Annotated in this window: 16 protein-coding genes; 10 read left to right on the top strand and 6 right to left on the bottom strand. The window is 64.2% G+C overall.

The annotated features are described in order from the left end of the window. Positions 1-29: 29 nt before the first annotated feature. The 3 genes from metG to EI983_RS11940 all read right to left on the bottom strand — a co-directional run bounded on the left by metG (position 30) and on the right by EI983_RS11940 (position 3,687). Complete coding sequence (gene metG / locus EI983_RS11950) at positions 30-1,748, bottom strand: methionine--tRNA ligase (protein WP_157707615.1); 1,719 nt, start codon at positions 1,746-1,748, stop codon at positions 30-32. Positions 1,749-1,835: 87 nt separating this feature from the next. After that, positions 1,836-3,059, bottom strand: coding sequence for an MFS transporter (locus EI983_RS11945; protein WP_157707614.1), 1,224 nt, complete (start codon positions 3,057-3,059; stop codon positions 1,836-1,838). Between the two features lie 73 nt (positions 3,060-3,132). Next, on the bottom strand, positions 3,133-3,687 hold the full coding sequence (locus tag EI983_RS11940) for a YceI family protein (RefSeq protein WP_157707613.1): 555 nt from the start codon (positions 3,685-3,687) through the stop codon (positions 3,133-3,135). A 144-nt stretch (positions 3,688-3,831) separates the two neighbouring features. Here EI983_RS11940 and EI983_RS11935 point away from each other — a divergent pair, with 144 nt between their 5' ends. Both EI983_RS11935 and EI983_RS11930 read left to right on the top strand, forming a co-directional pair. Next, on the top strand, positions 3,832-4,875 hold the full coding sequence (locus EI983_RS11935; protein WP_157707612.1) for an aldo/keto reductase: 1,044 nt from the start codon (positions 3,832-3,834) through the stop codon (positions 4,873-4,875). A gap of 4 nt (positions 4,876-4,879) precedes the next feature. After that, positions 4,880-5,782 (top strand): DMT family transporter, encoded by a 903-nt coding sequence (locus tag EI983_RS11930; protein WP_157707611.1) that lies wholly within the window; start codon positions 4,880-4,882, stop codon positions 5,780-5,782. Between the two features lie 30 nt (positions 5,783-5,812). Here the strand turns inward: EI983_RS11930 and EI983_RS11925 are convergent, their stop codons facing one another. Together EI983_RS11925 and EI983_RS11920 are read right to left on the bottom strand one after the other, a co-directional pair. Continuing rightward, positions 5,813-6,514, bottom strand: a complete 702-nt coding sequence (locus tag EI983_RS11925; protein WP_157707610.1) for an NUDIX hydrolase — start codon at positions 6,512-6,514, stop codon at positions 5,813-5,815. 25 nt (positions 6,515-6,539) lie between these two features. Further along, entirely contained in the window at positions 6,540-6,929 is a 390-nt protein-coding gene (locus EI983_RS11920; RefSeq protein ID WP_157707609.1) for a DUF983 domain-containing protein, read from the bottom strand. Positions 6,930-7,167: 238 nt separating this feature from the next. Here EI983_RS11920 and EI983_RS11915 point away from each other — a divergent pair, with 238 nt between their 5' ends. The 4 genes from EI983_RS11915 (at position 7,168) to EI983_RS11900 (ending at position 9,130) form a co-directional block, all read left to right on the top strand. Next, positions 7,168-7,635, top strand: coding sequence for an EF-hand domain-containing protein (locus tag EI983_RS11915; RefSeq protein ID WP_157707608.1), 468 nt, complete (start codon positions 7,168-7,170; stop codon positions 7,633-7,635). Positions 7,636-7,696: 61 nt separating this feature from the next. Next, positions 7,697-8,284 carry an RNA polymerase sigma factor gene (locus EI983_RS11910; RefSeq protein ID WP_157707607.1) on the top strand — a complete coding sequence of 196 codons (588 nt, stop codon included), beginning with the start codon at positions 7,697-7,699 and terminating at the stop codon, positions 8,282-8,284. Between the two features lies 1 nt (position 8,285). Further along, positions 8,286-8,651, top strand: a complete 366-nt coding sequence (locus tag EI983_RS11905) for a hypothetical protein (protein WP_157707606.1) — start codon at positions 8,286-8,288, stop codon at positions 8,649-8,651. Continuing rightward, complete coding sequence (locus EI983_RS11900) at positions 8,651-9,130, top strand: periplasmic heavy metal sensor (protein WP_198389286.1); 480 nt, start codon at positions 8,651-8,653, stop codon at positions 9,128-9,130. The genes EI983_RS11905 and EI983_RS11900 overlap by 1 nt, the downstream gene beginning before the upstream one ends. A 75-nt stretch (positions 9,131-9,205) precedes the next feature. Here the strand turns inward: EI983_RS11900 and EI983_RS11895 are convergent, their stop codons facing one another. Next, the gene (locus EI983_RS11895) at positions 9,206-10,618 is read right to left on the bottom strand and encodes a diguanylate cyclase (RefSeq protein ID WP_157707604.1); all 1,413 of its coding nucleotides are present in this window, start codon (positions 10,616-10,618) and stop codon (positions 9,206-9,208) included. Between the two features lie 87 nt (positions 10,619-10,705). On the opposite strand from EI983_RS11895, the gene EI983_RS11890 reads away from it, so the two are divergent. The 4 genes from EI983_RS11890 (at position 10,706) to EI983_RS11875 (ending at position 14,232) form a co-directional block, all read left to right on the top strand. Next, entirely contained in the window at positions 10,706-10,990 is a 285-nt protein-coding gene (locus EI983_RS11890) for a DUF3572 domain-containing protein (RefSeq protein WP_157707603.1), read from the top strand. Next, the gene (locus EI983_RS11885) at positions 10,987-11,688 is read left to right on the top strand and encodes an HAD family hydrolase (RefSeq protein WP_157707602.1); all 702 of its coding nucleotides are present in this window, start codon (positions 10,987-10,989) and stop codon (positions 11,686-11,688) included. Before EI983_RS11890 ends, EI983_RS11885 begins: the two co-directional genes overlap by 4 nt. A 50-nt stretch (positions 11,689-11,738) precedes the next feature. After that, positions 11,739-12,584: a DMT family transporter gene (locus tag EI983_RS11880; protein ID WP_157709078.1), complete on the top strand. Its 846-nt coding sequence runs from the start codon at positions 11,739-11,741 to the stop codon at positions 12,582-12,584. Between the two features lie 85 nt (positions 12,585-12,669). Beyond that, a complete protein-coding gene (locus tag EI983_RS11875; protein ID WP_157707601.1) occupies positions 12,670-14,232 on the top strand; it encodes a trimethylamine methyltransferase family protein in 1,563 nt (520 codons plus the stop codon). Positions 14,233-14,320 lie beyond the last annotated feature (88 nt).

The following is a 14,320-nucleotide window of genomic DNA, read 5'->3' as shown; positions in this document are numbered from 1 at the left end:
AGGCTTAATGCGCGCAAAGGCGCGCGATTTTAGCTGCGCGTGCCCGAGAACCGCTCCTGCCAGTCCTCACGCGCCTCATCGGTGATCTTGGCAAAAAGCACCTCCGGCACTTCGAAGCCATGCCCCGGAGGCAGCACCGTCAGCGCCCCGGCAATGTCGTCGGGCCAGCGCGCATCGTCGCAGCGCATCGCGCCCAGCATGGACTGTGCCGCATCGGGAATGAACGGCGCCGAAAGCACCGCATAGAGCCGGATCAGGTTGAGGGCGAGGCGGATCTGGGCCGCGGCCTGCGCGGGGTCTTCCTTGAAGGTGGACCAGGGCGCGACGCTTTGCAGATACTCATTGCCCGCCACCCAGATCGCACGCAGCTCGGTCGCGGATTTGCGGACTTCCATGGCTTCCATGTGCCCTTCATAGGCGCGGATCCGCGTGGTGAGCTCGGCAATCAGCGCCTCTTCATCCGGCCCCCATGCGCCGCCTTCCGGCACGGCCTCGCTGAATTTCGAACGGCAGAACTTGGTCACGCGGCTCACGAAATTGCCCAGCACATCCGCCAGATCCTTGTTCACGCTGGCCTGGAAGTTTTCCCAGGTGAATTCGCTGTCCGAGCTTTCGGGCACATGGCTCAGAAGCCACCAGCGCCAGTAATCGGCAGGCAGGATTTCCAGCGCCTGATCCATGAACACACCGCGCCCCTGGCTGGTGCTGAACTGGCCGCCGTCGTAATTCAGGTAGTTGAAGGATTTGATGTAATCCACCAGCTTCCACGGCTCGCCACTGCCGAGGATGGTCGAGGGGAAGCTGAGCGTGTGGAACGGCACGTTATCCTTGCCCATGAACTGGGTATAGCGGACATCTTCGGCGCCCTTGTCGGTGCGCCACCAGCGCTCCCACGCTGCGGCGTCCAGCCCGTTCGCCTCGGCCCATTCGGCGGCACAGGCGATATATTCGATCGGCGCGTCGAACCAGACATAGAAGACCTTGCCCTCCATACCGGGCCAGTCCTCTTCGCCCTTCCTGACCGGGATACCCCAATCCAGATCGCGGGTGATGCCCCGGTCCTGCAACCCGTCGCCATCGTTCAGCCATTTCTTTGCGATCGAGGTCGTCAGCACAGGCCAATCCGCCTTGCTGTCGATCCATTCATTCAGCTTGTCGCGCATCTGGCTTTGGCGCAGATAGAGGTGCTTGGTCTCGCGCACCTCCAGATCGGTCGAGCCGGAAATGGCAGAGCGCGCATCAATGAGGTCGGTCGGATCAAGCTGCTTGGTGCAGTTCTCGCACTGATCGCCCCGGGCCTTGTCATAGCCGCAATTGGGGCAGGTGCCTTCGATGTAGCGGTCGGGCAGGAACCGGCCATCGGCATTGGAATAGACCTGTTTCTCGGACACTTCGCGGATCAGCCCCGCCGCTTCGAGCCGACCGGCGAAATGCTGTGTCAGGGCGTGGTTCTGCTTGCTCGACGAGCGCCCGAAATGGTCAAAACTCAGTCGGAAACCCTGGCCAAGAGCGTTCTGAACCTCCCACATCTCGGCGCAATATTCGTCCACGGGCTTGCCCGCCTTGGCCGCGGCCAGCTCGGCCGGGGTGCCATGTTCGTCGGTGGCGCACAGAAACAGTACCTCATGCCCGCGCCCGCGCAGGTAACGCGCGTAAAGATCGGCAGGCAGCTGGCTGCCCACGAGATTGCCCAGATGTTTGATCCCGTTGATGTAGGGGATCGCGGAGGTGATCAGATGCCGTGCCATAAAGGTGCCTCATGCGGGTCTTGAGCGCCCCGTTTAGCGCAGGTTTCACGCTTGTGCCAGAGGCCGTTGCACCGCAGGTCGGTGGGGTCAGTCATCGTCCCTGTCATGGCGGGTCAGCCGCCCGATCAGGAAACTGGTGCGCGGGGCCCAGATATAGCGGGTGCGCTCGGATTTCGTGGGCCGCGCCCCCATCCGCCTGAGGCCGAACAGCACCAGCGCCAGATGCCCCACGGCGATCATGGCGAACATCGAGGAGGGGCCGAACAACTCCATCAGCTTCGAGGCCACCAACGGCGCCGCAATCGCCCCGATCGCGTACCAGAACATCAGCGCGGCAGACAGCTCGACCCGTTGAGAGCTATCGGCAAAATCATGGGCATGTGCGGCCGAGACCGAATAGATCGGAAAGGTTGTGAGCCCGAACAAGAAGGCCGTGATCATGATGCCCGAGGTGGGCAGCCCGTGGCTGAGCGCCGTCACCGCACAGCTCAGCACCGCCGCCACCGACAGCCCGATCAGCACCTGCCGCCTGTCATAGCGGTCCGACAGCCACCCCACCGGGTATTGCGCCAGCGCGCCGCCCAGCACGAAGGCCGACAGGAAATAGGCGATCTGGTTCAGTTCAAGGCCCACCTGCTGACCATAGATCGGACCGACCATGCGGAATGTGGCGCTGGACAGGGCGGCCACCATCACGCCGAAGACCGCCAGGGGCGAGCAGGCCACCGCAAGCCCGGGGCGCAGGCGGGGCGCGTCGGGCGTCTCGGGTTGGCTCACCTTGGTCAGGGTCAGAGGCAGAAGCGACGCACAGCACAAAAGCGCAAGGATGTTGTAGGAGACGTAAGAGGCAGGCTCCAGCACGCTGATCATCATTTGCGCAGCGAGCGACGCGCTCATATCCGCCACACGGTAGCTGCCCATCATCCGCCCGCGCGTCTCGTTGGTGACCTTGGCCTGAAGCCAGGCCTCGATCACCGTGTAACAGCCCGCCACGCAGACCCCCGAGGCGACCCGCATCAGCGCCCAGGCGTAAGGGTCGATCACCAGCATATGTGCCAGAAGGCCGATCGCCCCGGCGGCGGTGAAGGCCGCGAAGGCGCGGGAATGCCCGACGCTGCCCATCAGGCGCGGCGCCCACCAGCAGCCGATGAAAAACCCCATGAAATGTGCCGAGCCCAGAAGACCGACCTGCGCCGTGGAGAAATCCAGCGTTAATCCTGAAATGGCGTCCAGAGGCCCCACGCCGCCCGTGGAGAGCTGAAGCAAGATCACCGCCAGAAACAGCGAGCCGAAGGAAATAAGTGTCCGCATTACGCGCCCAATCTGACAGTTCGATCCCTGGCGGTCTGCGCATAGCCGACAAATTTCTGTCGTTTTCGCGGGGTTAGCGCGTGATCCGCGCCAGGATGCGCAGGCCGATCTGCGGGCCGACAAGCCCCGGATAGCCGCTCGCGCCAAAGTCGTTGCGATCAATCGTGCCGGTCAGAAGCACCGTCAGCCTGCTGCGGTCCCCGGCCTGTGTGCCGCGCTGGCGGTATAGTTCGGCGCGCAGGGTGACAGGCCGGGTGATGCCCCGCACCGTCAGGTCGCCGGTCACCGTCGCCCCGCGCAGATCGCCGCGAAACTGCGTTGACCGGAACCGGATCACCGGGTGGCGCGCCACGTCCAGAACCTCCGGGCTTTTCATCGCCTCGGTGGCAAAGACAAACCCGGCCTTGGCGCGGCGCGCATCCAGCGTCACCTCAACCTCGCTTGCGGGCAGATTGTCGAGATCAAGCAGGATCCGGGCGGATTGCACCGGCATTGTTCCGTCCCTGGGCGCGCCTTCGAAGAGGTAGGAAAACCCCACCTGCGAGCGCGCCGCATCGAGCGTATATCGCTCCGCGTCGGCCAGCGCGGCCCCGGCAAGACATATCAGAAGCAGGCAAAGCATGCGCATGGCGGGCAACCTCCCTTTTCCTTCATACGCCATGCCGGGCCGAAGGTGCGACACATCTGCGTGACGCCTGCGCGGTCACCTTTCGGGGTGACGCCGCTGCGAAAGCCTGTAGATTGAGCCCAGACCATCATCAGGGGGCAGAAAATGCAACGAAAACAATTGGGGCGCACCGGTATCGATGTGAGTGTGCTTTGCCTCGGGACGATGACCTTCGGCACCCAGACGTCGACCGAAGAGGCCCATGCACAGATCGACCTCGCTCTTGATCGGGGCATCGACTTCATCGACACGGCCGAAATGTATCCGGTCAACCCGCTCAGTCCCGAGACCACCGGACGCACCGAAGAGATCATCGGCCAGTGGATCGCCCGCAGCGGGCGGCGCGGCGAAGTGGTGCTTGCGACCAAACATTCGGGCGAAGGCTACAAGGGCGCGCGTGACGGGGCGCCGATCTCGGCCCGGACCATCCCCGAGGCGATCGAAGGCTCGCTCAGGCGGCTGCAAACCGATGTGATCGACCTCTACCAGTTCCACTGGCCTAATCGCGGCAGCTATATGTTCCGGCAGAACTGGCGCTTTGATCCGTCCGGTCAGAACCGCGAGGAGACCCGCGCACATATGCATGAGGCGCTGGAGGCGCTGCAGCGCGAAGTGGCACGTGGCACGATCCGCGCGTTTGGTCTGTCCAATGAAAGTGCCTGGGGCACCTCCGAATGGCTGCGCATCGCGCATGAGGCGGGCGGGCCGCGCGTGGCCTCGATCCAGAACGAATATTCCCTGATGTGCCGCCTCTATGATACCGACCTGGCCGAGCTGAGCGTCAATGAGGATGTGGGCCTGCTGGCCTTTTCTCCGCTGGCCGCCGGGCTGCTGACCGGCAAGTATCGCGGCGGGCAGGTGCCGGACGGCTCGCGCATGTCGCTCGTGCCGGAGCTGGGCGGGCGCAACCGGCCCCGTGCACATGCGGCGGTCGAGGCCTATCTGGAGGTGGCCGCCAAACATGGGCTGGACCCGGCGCAGATGGCGCTGGCCTGGTGCCTGACACGGCCCTTCATGTGCTCGGCCATCTTCGGTGCGACGCGGCTTGCACAGCTCGAACACCTGCTCGGCGCGGCGGAGCTGACCCTCTCCGATGAGCTTCTGAAAGAGCTTGACGAGACCCATCGCGACCACCCTATGCCGTACTGACCCCTTGGACGCCTGGATTGTCATCTCGGTTGCCGCCGCCGGGTTCCAGACCCTGCGCTTCATGCTGCAGAAAACGCTCAGCATGGGCACTCTGTCAGCGGGCGGGGCAACCTTTGCGCGGTTTCTTTACGCCGCGCCCTTCGCGCTTGCCTTCGCGTGGGGGGTTCTGGCCTGGTTCGGGGCGGACTGGCCGGCCCTGAGCGGGCTTTTCTGGGTCTATGCCCTGACCGGCGGGCTGGCGCAGATCCTGGCCACGCTCTGTGTTGTGCTGTTGTTTGCGCAGCGCAACTTTGCCGTGGGCATCACCTTCAAGAAAACCGAAGTGATTCAGACAGTTATCGTCGGCCTTCTGGTTCTGGGCGACCGGGTGAGCCTGCCCGGTCTTGTCGCTATCGTGATCGGGCTGGTGGGCGTGCTGGTGCTTTCTGACGCGCCCGAAAGCGCAGCGCGCGGCCTGCGCCGCCTTGCCAATCGCGCGGCAGGTCTCGGGCTGCTCTCTGGAACGTTCTTTGCGATCTCCGCCGTGGCCTATCGCGGGGCGACCCTTGAGATCGACAGCGACATGGCGCTTGTCCGTTCGGCAACGACCCTTTCGATGGTCACGCTGTCCCAGACGCTGGCGATGGCCGCCTGGCTGCGCTGGCGCGAGCCGGGGGAGCTGACCCGCGTCTGGGCCGCGCGGGGGCGGGCGATCTGGATGGGGGTGACGTCGATGGCTGGATCGCTGAGCTGGTTCACCGCCTTCACCCTGCAGAACGCGGCCTATGTGTTTGCCGTGGGGCAGGTGGAGGTGATTTTTTCCATGCTGGCCTCTGTGCTGTTCTTCAAGGAGAAGATCACCGCGCGGGAATACTGGGGCATCGGCCTGCTGACCGCCAGCATCCTGGTTCTGGTGGTGCTGGGTTAGCCGCTCGTCCGCCCTGGTTGGGCGGCCTCGCTACTCGTCCGAGCGGGGCGCATAGCCGCGCAGGCGAATGAACAGGCTGGCCTCGTCATCGTTGCGGAAGAACGGGACCGAAGCCGGGGGCGCGGGATCATGGGCGCGCGCCTCCACCTCGGCCAGAACGACCTCGGTGATAAACGGCAGGTCATAGTCATGTCGTGCCTTGGCCAGCGGCACCCATTGCAGGTGGCTCAGCTCTTCCTGCGCACGGGAGAAATCGTCCAGGTCGCTGGAGATCTCACCGGCATCTATCAGGAAAAACCGCGCGTCGAAGCGGCGCGGGCGCCCCGGGGGGGTGATGGCGCGGAAGACGAATTGCAGCGCATGGGCCACCGGCAGATACCCTGCCTCGGCAAATTCCACCCAATCCTCGGGCACCTGCCCATCCCAGGAGCCGGGTTCGCCGAGGATCAGCCCGGTTTCTTCCCAAAGCTCCCGGATCGCGGCCACGGCAAGCTGATCCGGCGCGCGGCGGCTGTCTTCTTCCAACCGTTCCGCGCAGAGCGCCGGCAAGCCGCGGGCAAGCCGAACCTGCGCATCGGCGGCGTCCACCGCCCCGCCGGGAAAGACGAACTTGTTGGGCATGAAGGCCGCCTGTGCCCCGCGCTGGCCCATCAGGACATGCGGATCGGTTGCCCCGTCGCGCAGCACGATCACGGTCGCTGCGTCGCGTATGGCGGTCTTGTCGATGGTCATCAATGCCCCTTCGCTGGCGAAAGGGTCAGGTGCCCTGGCTGAACCCGTGCAGGTGCCGGGCCCATTGGAAACCGACGATCGCCCCTTTCAATCGGGGCAGAAGGTAAAGCGACAATCCGACACTTCCAATAGCAAAGACCGTAAACAGCACCAGCGGATCGGGCCGCCACCGGGTGAACGCCATATGCAGCGCCGGCGCCATGATATGCCCCACGATCAGAATCGTCAGATAGGCCGGTCCATCGTCGGCGCGGTGATGGCTGAGCTCTTCGCGGCAGACGGTGCAGGTGTCACGCACCTTCAGATAGCTCTTGAGCATGGGGCCGGACCCGCAATTCGGGCATTTGCGGCGAAAGCCCCTCCAGACCGATGGCCAAAGGGGCCGCTCGGCGGAGCTATGAGTATGATCGGACATTTCTTTTCCCATATGTGGACGCGGCCCTCTTGCGGGGCCTGCTATCGCATCGTGCGTGATCTGTCTTTCGAAAAGAAGATGACAAACGGCCCCGCGTCCCGATGTCGCGCAATCGAGGCTTGCTTTTGCAAAGATGACGTTTCTGCGACGGATATCCGGCCGCTCTGCGTAAGAGCTATCAGACGGCCGGGAAAGAAGGCCGTCACACTCTGACAGCACCTGAAATAATGAGGCAGACATGCAACATTCCGTTCTTTTGACCACCCTTGCCATTTCGATCGCCGCAGGCGGCGCCCTGTCCGCGGGCGATGGCACCGGCCCTGGCAAGCATCGCCCCCAACATAGCTTTGAAGAGCTCGACGCGAACAGCGACGGCATGATCACCCAGGCGGAGATGGAGGCGCATATGCAGGCCCGCTTTTCCCGTCAGGATGCCAATGGCGACGGGCTTCTGAGCGAGGACGAGATGCGCAGCTTCATGCAGGAGAAGGCCAACAAGCGGATCGAGAAGCGGATCTCGCACATGATGAAGCGCCATGATGCCAACGGCGACGGCCAGCTTGCCATGGACGAGATGAAAGATGGCCGCATGGGCATGATGATGTCCCGGGTGGATACCGACGGGGACGGAGCGATCTCGAAGGAGGAATTCGAGTCGATGCAGATGATGCGCGGCAAGCATCGCGGCATGAACAACGACGGCTGATCACCGCGCCGGTGCGGTGCTGCGCATTGCCACGCCGCACCATCAGCGCTAGGCCCGAAGGATGGACATGCCCTTTGACACGATGAGCGAGATGGCGGATGACGCCTTGCTGGTGCTCTACGCCAATGGCGATGAGGCGGCGGCGCGGGCTCTGACGCTGAGGCTCACCCCAAGGGTGCATGCCCATGCCTACCGGCTTCTGGGCAACGCGGCGGAGGCGGAAGATGTGGCACAGGAAGCCATGCTGCGGCTATGGAAGATCGCGCCGGAGTGGCGGCAGGGCGAGGCGCGGGTGACGACCTGGCTCTATCGCGTGGTCGCCAACCTGTGCACCGACCGGCTGCGCCGCGCCCGCTCGGCCCCGCTGGAGGCTGCGCCCGAGCCTGTGGACGAGGCCGCCTCGGCCGCGGATCGGCTTCAGGACGCGGCGCGGGCAGCGGCGCTGCAAAAGGCGCTGGACGGTTTGCCCGAGCGGCAAAGGCAGGCTGTGGTGCTGCGCCACATAGAGGGTCTGGCCAACCCGGAGATCGCGGAGATCATGCATATCAGCGTGGACGCCGTGGAAAGCCTGAACGCCCGCGGCAAGCGGGCGCTGACGGCGGCCCTCAAAGGGCAAAAGGACGCATTGGGGTTTGAAGATGACGGATGACATGACGCAAGACGACGGGCTTGAAGCCTATTTCAACGCCGCCCGGACCACGGCGCCCGCACCCTCTGCGGCGCTGCTGGAGCGGATCGCGCAGGATGCGATTGCCGCTCAGGCCCCGGCCCCCGCTTTGGCCCCGCCGCCGGATGCGCCGCAACCCGGCTGGCTCTCTCAGCTCTGGCAGGGCCTGGGCGGATGGCCCGCCTTTGGCGGGCTGGCCACGGCGACGATGGCGGGGGTCTGGATCGGGGTCTATCCGCCCAGCACGGTGGCCTTCGCCGCCGAGAGCTATTTCGGCAGCGAAAGTGACGCCTACATTATCGATCTCAGCCCTGACGGCGCGTTTGACCTTGCCGAGGAGGCGCTCTGATGACGGAAACGGCCGCATCCCGCCCCATGTCCCGCTGGCTGCGGGTGCTTCTGGTGGTGTCCCTGGCGTTCAACCTGCTGATCCTTGGTCTGATCGGCGGCTGGGCGATGAAATGGGGCAAGCATGGGCCGCATCACATGAGCCGGATCGAGCAGCTTGGCGGCCCGATGACGCGCGCGCTCGACGATGCCGACCGCCATGCGATCGGCCGCCAGATGCGCGCGGCCTCCCGAGGCGAGGGCGGAAACCGCGCCGAGCGTCATGCCACGATCGCCGCACTGATCACCGAGCTGCGCAAGGAAGAGTTCGACCGGGACGCCGCCGAAGCGCTGATGGCCGCGCAGCGCGGCCACCTGACGGACCGGCTTGCTCTGGGGCAGAGCTTGCTTCTCGACCGGCTGGCCAGCATGGCCCCTGCGGCCCGCGCCGCCTATGCCGACCGTCTGCAGGACGGGCTCGACCGCCGCAAATCCCGCTGAAGCCGCGCGCAGCAGCCTTTTGCGGTTGCGCCCGCCCGGGCTGTTTCCGATCTCTCAGGTCAGGGGCCGGTTGGTTTACGCGGCGCTTTTTTCGCTGAACGTGACGGTGTTTCGCCCTTCCGCCTTGGAGGTGTAAAGTGCGCGGTCTGCCAGTTCCAGAAGGCTACGTGTCTGTATGTCACTGGTCATGCCGGTCTTGTGCCCCGGGCTTGCAATGGTCACGCCGATGCTGGTCGTGACCTTGATCGGGCGGCGCTGCCCGGGCAGGATAGGCGCCATTGACGAGATCGCGCCGCACAGCTCCTGCGCGATGCGATGGGCGTCGCGGCGGGTGACATCCGGCGTAATGATCAGAAACTCCTCCCCGCCGATCCGCGCCACAAGGTCCTGCGCCCTCAGATTGGCGGTCAGCGTCTTGGCCACATGGGCGAGCACCTGATCGCCAGCCCCGTGCCCATAGGTGTCGTTGATCTGCTTGAAATGATCCAGATCGGCCACCATGACGGCAAAGCTGCGCTCGGCATGCTCTTTCTCCGACAGCAGGCATTTCAGGAACGACAGGGCGTAACGCCGGTTATAGAGACCGGTCAGCGGATCTGTCACCGCCGCTTGCAGGCTGTCCTTGATCTGGTGGCGCATCTGCTCATGCGCGTGTTTCTGCTTCAGTTGAACCCCGATCCGCAGCGCCAGTTCTTCGGGTCGCATGTCGTCAAAGAACACATCGCGCGCGCCGATATCGAGAAGCGTTGCCGCCACATCCTGCGCCGTATGTGCAACCAGTGGCAGCACCGGACAGTTGCGTCCGCCGACCATCGCGTTGAAATCGGTCATGCGACGCACGGCGTCTTCGCGCGTTTGTCCGCGCAGATCTGCGATCATGAGGTCCGAAACCGGCCGGTCTTTGCGTTGCGCGGGGCGGGAGGCACGAAGCTGATCGGCATCGGTCACCTGAAGCGGATGAGCAAGCAACGGGCTCAGTGCCGTGGTCAGGCGCCGCCCCGCACCGGGGTCATCCGTGATCAGGGTGATCGCGGCCGGCGGGCTGAACGCGCTCTGCGGATCGGCAAAGCCCAGGGCCTGCACGGCGATCTTGTGCTGCGGCAGGGCGTCGGCCTCCTGCTGGGCGCGCAGCAGGCTGCGCAGCCGGGCCAGCAGGAAATTTTCCTGCGAGGGAGAGGTGATCACTTCCGCGACCCCGTCCGTCAATGCCTGGATGCGAAAGGTTTTGTCCTGATTCTCGGTCAGAATGACCACCGGGATACTCAGCGCGGTCCCCTCCGTCGCCGCCCGCATCAGCTCTCGCGCGGCAGACCCCGTTGCCAGCCGTCCGCTGAGCAGGATCAGGTCAGGCCGGTTGATGGCGATCACCGCCTGCGCTTCCGCCACGCTGGCGGCCTGGATCACATTGCAATAAGCCGCTGAGAGTTTGACCTTCAGGATGATCCTGTTGGTTGACACATCATCGACCAAAAGCACTTTGCCGGCCATTTGGAGCCTGCCTTTCTGACTTGCCCTTTTGGATGGCTCGACTATCCATGTCAGAAGTTAAGAAATCCTTTCCAGGATATGAATCCCATGAACGATGCGCGAAACTTTGCCGAGGTCACGGGGCTACGTGCCCTGACATGGCTGGCGGGCAATGATGAGCTTCTTCCGGTTTTCTGCGGGGCCACGGGTGCGGCGGAGCAGGATTTCCGCACCCGCCTGAACGAGCCCGAATTTCTGGGCTCTGTGCTGGAATTTCTTCTGATGGACGATGCCTGGGTACAGGCGTTTTGCGATGCGGAAAACCTGCCCTATGACGCGCCCTGGCGCGCGCGGCAGATGCTTCCCGGTGGCGAAGAGGTGAACTGGACATGAGCGCAACCCCGATCGAGGCGATGCTGTTCGACAAGGATGGCACGCTGTTTGACTTTCATGCCACCTGGAGCGTCTGGGCGCATGACGCGATCCTCGATCTTGCCGAAGGGGATATGGATCTGGCCCGCCATGTCGCGCGTGAGATGCTCTATGATTATGAAAAGATGGAGTTTCTTCCCGCCAGCCCCTTCATCGCCAGCACCAACAGACAATGTGCCGAGCATCTGGCCGCGGTGTTGCCCCGCACCACCGTGGACGAGATCGAAGGCTTTCTTTCGCGCTCGGCGGTCAGTGCGCCGCTGCAGCCCGCCGTGCCGCTGGCGCCGTTTCTTGACGAACTGGCCGGGCAGGGGGTTGTTCTGGGGGTGATGACCAACGATGCCGAGCTTGTGGCCCATGCCCAGTTGCGCAGCGCCGGTGTGGCCGATCGCTTCGCCTTTATCGCGGGCTTCGATTCCGGGCACGGGGCCAAACCCGATCCCGACCCGCTTCTGGCCTTCGCGGCGGTGGCGGGTGTCGCCCCGTCGCGTACGGTCATGGTCGGGGACAGCACCCATGATCTGGTCGCGGGCCGTGCCGCCGGGATGTTAACGCTCGGTGTATTAACCGGTACCGCGTTAACCGAAGACCTTGCCGCCTATGCCGATGCCGTGTTGCCGGATATCGGTCATATCCCGGCCTGGATGGCCACGCGGTGAGCCGCCGCCACCCGCTTTTCGGTCTGGCGCTGGCGCTTTTCGGCACGCTGATGCTCACCCCTGATGCGCTGCTTATGCGCCTGTCGGAGATGAGCGGGTTCCAGATGGCTGCCTGGCGCGGCATGATGATGGGCACGGTGATGATCCTCGGATGGGCGCTCAGCACGCGCACCCATCGCGGCGATCTTGCCGTCCTCAGGACGCGGTCCGGCCTCGCGATCGTGATCTGCCAGGTCTTCAACTCCACGCTCTTTTGCCTTGGCATCGCCGTGGCGCCCGTGGCGGTTGTGCTGCTTGGTGTGGCAGCTGTGCCGGTCTTTGCCGCCTGCCTCGCCTGGCTGATCATCGGCGAGCCGACGCACAAGACCACCTGGGCCGCCATGGCCGCCGTGCTTTTCGGCATCGGCCTTGCGGTCAGCGGCGAAGGCGAGGGGCTGGCGCTGGACGGGGCGGCGCTTCTGGGGGCGCTGTTCGGGCTTGGCGTGGCGCTGGTGCTGGCGCTCAACTTTGTCATCCTGCGGGCCAGGCCGCATATACCCATTCCGCTGGCCATCGGCTGCGGCGCCTGGATCGCCGGGCTGATCAGCCTCGCGATTGTCGGCCCCGGCGCCCTTTCCCAGGGACAGTATATCTACATGATCGTCACGGGCGGCATTGTTCTGCCGGTCTCGTTCTTCTGCCTTTCTCTGGCCTCGCGCTATACGCATGCCGCCAATGTCAGCCTGCTGATGCTGCTTGAAACGGTGCTGGGCCCGCTCTGGGTCTGGCTCGGAACGGGCGAGGCCCCGACTGCGCGGATGCTCTGGGGCGGGGCGATCGTGGTGATCAGCCTGGCGCTGTATCTCATGGTCACGGGACAGCGCACAAAACGGGCGCGGGCCGTCGCGCAAAGATGAAAAACGACAGGTTCCGTCGCAAAGCGGCGAACATATCGGCTCTGCTGGTGCTTGTGTAAAACGCAACACGGCTGAGGAGGCACCCATGGCAGAGGAAAAACAACGCAGACGGCGCGGCGGCGGACGCGCGGGCAATGCCGAGCGGCGCGGGACTGCCGTGATCGACCAGATGCCGTGGAACCCGCCGGTGAATATCGACCGCCCGACAGAGCCGCTCACCGAGGAAGGTGTTCTGGCCATTCATGAGGGGGCCATGCGCATTCTCGAAGAGATCGGCATCGAGATCCTTAACCCCGAGGCGGTGGAGCTGTTCCGCGCTCATGGCGGCAGCACGATCAATGGCGAAAATGTCCGCATGGGCCGCGACTATGTGATGGAGATGGTCGCCCAGGCGCCTGAAAGCTGGACGATCACCCCGCGCAATCCCGAGCGCACCATCACCATCGGCGGCAAGCACCTCAATTTCGGCAATGTCTCCTCGCCGCCCAGCTATTGGGACATGGAGATCGGCCGCAAGGTTACCGGCACCCGCGAGATGTGTGCCAACCTTCTGAAACTCAGCCAGTTTTTCAACTGTATACATTTTGTCGGCGGCTATCCGGTTGAACCGCAGGACATCCATGCCTCGGTGCGGCATCTCGATGTGCTCTATGACAAGCTGACCCTGACGGACAAGGTGGCGCATGCCTATTGCCTGGGCAAGGAGCGGGTCGAGGATGTGATGGAAATGGTGCGCATCGCGGGCGGGCATAGTGATGCCGAATTCGAAGCCGACCCGAAGATGTACTCCAACATCAACTCCACCTCGCCCCTGAAACATGACTACCCGATGCTTGACGGCTGGATCCGGCTGGCGCGCCGCAATCAGGGCCTCGTGGTCACACCCTTTACCCTGGCCGGGGCCATGGCGCCGGTCACCATGTCGGGGGCCGTGGCGCAGAGCCTGGCCGAAGGCCTTATCGCCATCGTGCTGGCACAAATCGTGCGCCCCGGCGCGTGCTGCGCCATCGGCACCTTCACCTCCAACGTCGATATGAAATCCGGCGCGCCCGCCTTCGGCACGCCCGAATACATGCGTGCCACGCAGATGACCGGACAGCTTGCGCGCTTCTACAAGCTGCCGATGCGGGCCAGCGGCGTCTGTGCGGCCAATGTGCCCGATGCCCAAGCCACGTGGGAGACCTCGAACAGCCTGTGGTCCGCCGTGCAGGCAGGGGCCAACATGGTCTATCACGCCGCCGGATGGCTCGAAGGCGGGCTGATCGCGTCGCCCGAGAAGTTTGTCATGGATTGTGAAATTCTTCAGCAAATTCAGCGGTACATGGACCCAAGCCTGACCGCGACCGGCCCAGATGAGATCGCCTTTGACGCGATCCAAGAGGTGGGCGATCAGGGCCATTTCTTTGGTATTCAGCACACCCAGGACCGCTATACCACCGCCTTTTACCAGCCCTTCCTGAGCGATTGGCGCAATTATGAAGCCTGGGAGGCGGCCGGCGCCGTCTGGACCGCGCAGCGCGCGCATCAGACCTACAAGGACATCATCGCCAGTTTCGAGGCGCCCCCGATGGACGAGGGCATTCGCGAAGAGCTTGCCGCCTTCGTCGAGCGGCGCAAGTCCGAAGGTGGCGCACCTACGGATTTCTGAGGCCCGGATCCGATGCCGGGCGAGGAAAATAGGCACAATTGAAAACATTGATCGGTTGTTAAGCCCGTCATGCCATGCTCTGCCCCGT

This window comes from Roseovarius faecimaris (assembly GCF_009762325.1).
Taxonomy (GTDB): Bacteria; Pseudomonadota; Alphaproteobacteria; order Rhodobacterales; family Rhodobacteraceae; genus Roseovarius; species Roseovarius faecimaris.
This window is presented reverse-complemented; position numbering and strand designations above follow the sequence as displayed.

Bases quoted from the DNA above. Each gene is read 5' to 3' on its own strand.
- EI983_RS11920 (WP_157707609.1), bottom strand. From the start codon at position 6,929: ATGTCCGATCATACTCATAGCTCCGCCGAGCGGCCCCTTTGGCCATCG.
- EI983_RS11935 (WP_157707612.1), top strand. From the start codon at position 3,832: ATGCAACGAAAACAATTGGGGCGCACCGGTATCGATGTGAGTGTGCTT.
- EI983_RS11895 (WP_157707604.1), bottom strand. From the start codon at position 10,618: ATGGCCGGCAAAGTGCTTTTGGTCGATGATGTGTCAACCAACAGGATC.
- EI983_RS11905 (WP_157707606.1), top strand. From the start codon at position 8,286: ATGACGCAAGACGACGGGCTTGAAGCCTATTTCAACGCCGCCCGGACC.
- EI983_RS11900 (WP_198389286.1), top strand. From the start codon at position 8,651: ATGACGGAAACGGCCGCATCCCGCCCCATGTCCCGCTGGCTGCGGGTG.
- EI983_RS11910 (WP_157707607.1), top strand. From the start codon at position 7,697: ATGGACATGCCCTTTGACACGATGAGCGAGATGGCGGATGACGCCTTG.
- EI983_RS11940 (WP_157707613.1), bottom strand. From the start codon at position 3,687: ATGCGCATGCTTTGCCTGCTTCTGATATGTCTTGCCGGGGCCGCGCTG.
- EI983_RS11880 (WP_157709078.1), top strand. From the start codon at position 11,739: ATGCTCACCCCTGATGCGCTGCTTATGCGCCTGTCGGAGATGAGCGGG.
- EI983_RS11925 (WP_157707610.1), bottom strand. From the start codon at position 6,514: ATGACCATCGACAAGACCGCCATACGCGACGCAGCGACCGTGATCGTG.
- EI983_RS11945 (WP_157707614.1), bottom strand. From the start codon at position 3,059: ATGCGGACACTTATTTCCTTCGGCTCGCTGTTTCTGGCGGTGATCTTG.
- EI983_RS11915 (WP_157707608.1), top strand. From the start codon at position 7,168: ATGCAACATTCCGTTCTTTTGACCACCCTTGCCATTTCGATCGCCGCA.
- metG (WP_157707615.1), bottom strand. From the start codon at position 1,748: ATGGCACGGCATCTGATCACCTCCGCGATCCCCTACATCAACGGGATC.
- EI983_RS11890 (WP_157707603.1), top strand. From the start codon at position 10,706: ATGAACGATGCGCGAAACTTTGCCGAGGTCACGGGGCTACGTGCCCTG.
- EI983_RS11875 (WP_157707601.1), top strand. From the start codon at position 12,670: ATGGCAGAGGAAAAACAACGCAGACGGCGCGGCGGCGGACGCGCGGGC.
- EI983_RS11885 (WP_157707602.1), top strand. From the start codon at position 10,987: ATGAGCGCAACCCCGATCGAGGCGATGCTGTTCGACAAGGATGGCACG.